Origin of the sequence: Enterobacter cloacae complex sp. IR5384 (genome assembly GCF_049237265.1) — a bacterium.
In the GTDB taxonomy this organism is placed as follows: domain Bacteria; phylum Pseudomonadota; class Gammaproteobacteria; order Enterobacterales; family Enterobacteriaceae; genus Enterobacter; species Enterobacter cloacae.
Genome location: NZ_JBMKHJ010000076.1, coordinates 1 through 4,568 on the forward strand (window position 1 = coordinate 1; position 4,568 = coordinate 4,568).

3 protein-coding genes and 1 pseudogene are annotated in these 4,568 nt (G+C 45.8%); all 4 read right to left on the reverse strand.

The features are described from left to right. Positions 1–499, reverse strand: a pseudogene (locus ACOTX3_RS25720) (IS5-like element ISKpn26 family transposase); the annotation flags it as partial. A gap of 496 nt (positions 500–995) precedes the next feature. Then, positions 996–1,487, reverse strand: coding sequence for a hypothetical protein (locus tag ACOTX3_RS25725; protein ID WP_000636790.1), 492 nt, complete (start codon positions 1,485–1,487; stop codon positions 996–998). An 84-nt stretch (positions 1,488–1,571) separates the two neighbouring features. After that, positions 1,572–2,087, reverse strand: coding sequence for a hypothetical protein (locus ACOTX3_RS25730; RefSeq protein ID WP_000228894.1), 516 nt, complete (start codon positions 2,085–2,087; stop codon positions 1,572–1,574). 564 nt (positions 2,088–2,651) lie between these two features. Continuing rightward, positions 2,652–4,439: a hypothetical protein gene (locus tag ACOTX3_RS25735; protein ID WP_421631659.1), complete on the reverse strand. Its 1,788-nt coding sequence runs from the start codon at positions 4,437–4,439 to the stop codon at positions 2,652–2,654. Between the last annotated feature and the right edge of the window lie 129 nt (positions 4,440–4,568).

Genomic DNA, 4,568 nt, shown 5'->3' on the forward strand with positions numbered 1-4,568 from the left:
GGCCACTCTTGGCATCGACACCAATGTGGGCCTTCATGCCAAAGTGCCACTGATTGCCTTTCTTGGTCTGATGCATCTCCGGATCGCGTTGCTGCTCTTTGTTCTTGCTAGAGCTGGGTGCCTCAATGATGGTGGCATCCACCAAAGTGCCTTGGGTCATCATGACGCCTGCTTCGGCCAGCCAGCGATTGATGGTCTTGAACAATTGACGGGCCAGTTGATGCTGCTCGAGCAGGTGGCGGAAATTCATGATGGTGGTGCGATCCGGCAGGGCGCTATCCAGGGATAATCGGGCAAACAGGCGCATGGAGGCGATTTCGTACAGGGCATCTTCCATGGCACCGTCGCTCAGGTTGTACCAATGCTGCATGCAGTGAATACGCAGCATGGTCTCCAGCGGATAGGGCCGTCGGCCATTGCCCGCCTTGGGATAAAACGGCTCGATGACAGCGGTCATATTCTGCCATGGCAGAATCTGCTCCATGCGGGAGAGGAAAATCTCTTTTCGGGTCTGACGGCGCTTAGTGCTGAATTCACTATCGGCGAAGGTGAGTTAATGGCTCATGATGTCCCTCTGGGATGCGCTCCGGATGAATATGATGATCTCATATCAGGAACTTGTTCGCACCTTCCCTAGACTTAACGATGTTAAAATTTTGGTTGTATTAAAATCCTCCTGCGAAAGTGAAATCATCCATGTATTATCTTTATGATAGTCGGTGATATAAATAAAATGAGATGTAAAAGGCGTTGAGTGATTGAACTCTCCTAAGTTCCATCCATACTGTCTCACTGTATTTGAGCTAAGTTCTTTGTCGGTAATGTTCATAATTCATACCTTTCGATAAAGTCTGTAATGATAATTAGCTATCTCAAAGGCCCAGAACAACTCTTGAAATAACCTCACTCGAAGAATTTATCATATTGAACACCCCTACCTAATAACCTTGCCGACTTAATAAATCACAATAGCCCTCCCCTGTCATTTTAAAACGCTACTTGAATTTTTGATAGCTTATAGTTGTTTTACGTTCTTTGTGATACTCATATGTCATCTTCTCTTTCCAGTACCAATCTTGTAAATCCTGCAAGTCTAGCCCATTTTTCTCACGTATGCTTTCGTGTAATTCGCTAAGCGCGAGTTTATCATTAGGTTTATAAATGGCTAATTTTTCTTCAAATAAATCCAGCCAACGTTTCCCCATCTTTCGACGCAAAACAAACACCATCGTGATAATTGTACTGAAATGCACAGCAATTAGTTCCAACTTATGCGATTGCTGACCAGATAAAATTACTATTGTAACAACAGGGATGGCCGTATATAAAGCAATCAAAGCGACCATAAGTTGATATGGTTTTTCCCGTATTACCATGTCCATGGGTAAACCAGAGGACGCTACTGCTTGCCAAAATCTTAAATACCTTCCGATGGACTTAAACCTTTTCCCGTTTTTATGCATAAACCTGTTTTTATTTACTATCATGTTAGACCTCTATTTTTCTGTAATTCTAGAAGAATGTTACCTTAACCCTTAACAGGGATAACACCGCATGTATTATCTCCATAATCAAAGCGCAGGGCCGGTAATAAAAAGTACCATACCATCGATGTGTAGTTCGTTCAGTGCATCCCTGTCCGTGGATAGCTTTCTAATGTTGTCAGGAGTTGCATCAATCGGGTATAAATCTTGCGTCAGTTTGACGAGATTCTTCTCAGTGCAGGTAAGACCGCCTTCAGCGAGAGTGCGCAGGTAATCACTAAACACGACTTCTTTTTCATCAGAGGTAAGTCGCTCGAAGTACCCCATATGTTCGGACGTGAAATTCTCATCTGCAATACTTCTCACTACTGAGATGATATCCGACCTTATGACCAACTCCCGCACCGCAGCATAAAAAATCCTGCCGTAATGTCCTGACACGTTTTCCTTTGCGAGCCACCAGCGCTCATCCGTGGTAACGGGTACTGTGGTCGGGGATGCCAGTAGCAGAACGGGGCTTAAACCGGATCGCGATAACCCTTCAGCAAAAGCTTCTTCAGGAAGACTGCTAACAGGCTTGCCTTGATAACGTGCTTCTACCATCTATGCTTCTCCTTTCTGATGTAGGCATGACTGCCTTCTATTTAAGCAATCAGTAAACCGGATTGAGCTGAGCAACGTTATCCTTCTCCCATCATTGCTTGCCACTTTTACCATAAGCGCCAAACAATTAGCCCCATTATTCCGGTTGTAAACTGAACCTTAACACTAACCAGTATGAATCGGTCATCTGGGGCAAAGTGTCCACCGGGTTGAAGTAGCCAGGTTGTTAGCGGCGGATGGAAAGCCAGTACGAATCCGTAAACTATAAAAGCCAAGCTCAGTAAAAGAAGGAGCATGCGCCCAATACGTTTGAGTTGATAAGATAAACTCGCGCTAGTTTTTCGTGGGGGTACGATATGGTCTTTCAACACTGTCTCCTTGCCAGCAAATGCCGAAGCGCTGGCATAAAGATTAAACAATTTTTATGCCAGTTACTCCGGCGAGATGGGTGATAATCCTCGTTGCCATCATAAAGCCTTATCTCTTTCAAATTTGAGCGATAAGGGGTCTTTGAGCCTGTAATGGCTTTTTGTTTGATGTTTTGATGGCACCTGCCCCCGCGTTTTACCATGACCGAAGTACATAGCGGCTCACACCTTCTGCTGGCTGTTGCCACTCGCTATTCTCCGTTGACGGTCTGAGGCGCGTCGAGCCCCGGGAGATGTTTTTCATCGCCTGCTCAAGAGTGTCCATCCTGTAGGTTTTGATGTTCACCCCTTCTTCAGAAATAGGCCCCAGCAGTTCCGTAACCTCACGCTCACCCTGATAAATATCGACCCACTGTGTAATATTCACCTTATCACCATTCGCATCAATGCCACGTCGGTTAAAGTGGTCAATTTCAAACTCACACACGGTTACCGGTACCAGCCCCTCCGGGCGCGGATACCCGAGTATTTCATCAAAACCAGGTTCCCCTTCATCAGTGACCAGATCAGGCGTCAAATAGAGTTTTCCGTTACGGGAAAAATGCGCAACATGGCAGGACCACTGGTCATTTAACATCGTTGGCATGCTTGTGAACATTCCTGAATACCACCGTCTGGCATTATCAACTGATTTGGTGACGAGGATTTCATCTGGTACTTCCCCGTTGTCCATGGTGTAAAAACTGAGAGACAGAGCGGTATTTCTGCGTGAAAGTAGCTTTTCTTTATTGACCTCTTTATTTTCAAATTTGGACAGGTATTCCTCAAGGAACAGCGCCTGCAACTCGGGTGTCGGCGCTTTCTGATAAAACCAGTCGGCCAGGTCTTTAGTGCCAATATAGATGAGGCTGGCTTTACCTTTTTCGCTCTTGACCGCAACAGGAGCCATTAGGCTTACTTGCTGTACGTACTCACTGGTTTCATTGATACTTTCATAGGCCTCAATCCACTGGCCAAGCAGATTGGTGTAAATCACCGGATCGTTCAGCTTTAAAAACTGCTTAAGAGCCTGAGCGCCACGGGAGCATGTATCAAAATAACGCTGCTTCTCTTCGAAGCTTTTGAAAGCAGTCTTTTTGCCCGACCATGTGGCCACCAGCTGTTCATCTTCGAACAGGGTGTTTTCAGCTGGTAAGAAGTGTTTCATTTTCGCAAAACGTTGATGAGTGACGTTTAAGACATTTCGGGATGTAGCAAGTACCATTCGATGAACCCAGGCATGCCCTTCCATCCGGTTGTCGCATTCAAAATTTGCTGGTGCGGCATATGCAACAAGTTTCCCTGAAGCATTTACCGATAACCTGACCAGCTCATAGCCTTTGCTGCTAATAAAATTACGAACCCCGGGAAGATGTTTGAGCCCCACATCAGCGAGCATATAGAGCTGGTTCAGGAGCTCTTTGGAGCCCTTCTCTGTACTCATGGCAGCTTCCAGCGTCGCCCCCCTGTTATCAGCTCGCCAGGCTACAATGCATCGATCTATCAACTCTGATCTCAGATTAGGCTGGCCAATATTTCCATCGGCCAGAGCCTGGCTCAGCATCTGCCGGTAAGGTTCTTCTGCCTCACGCTCGGCACGAATATAATTTAAAGCCATCTTGAAGAAGCGAATGTAAAACAGGTGATTAGACCTGAATTTACGTCTGTGAATGTACCATTCGAGCTCCTCCGCTTTAATGGTATCCATGCACAGGAAACCCAGTTCAGCATCATTCCTGCTGGACTCCTTAAATAAAGACAAATTCACCTTACAATTGAAATCTCGATCCGTTGAGTATCTGTTTACTGTTGCGTTGACACAGATATCGTCTCCCTGACGGAATGCAATAACCGGCTCATAGTTTTTATGGGTTCTCCCAAGCCATTTATAGCCAGAGTAGCTGTTGTCTTCCTGAACTGCTCCTGGTGCTGTCACTGGGTTCATCAACGAATCCCAGTTGCACATTATGAATCGCCACGCGTTTAACAGACACCTCAGAGTCATTTAAGATGACTTAAAGAGAGGTGCCCATGAGCGGTAAGCGTTATCCTGAAGAGTTTAAAACTGAAGCAG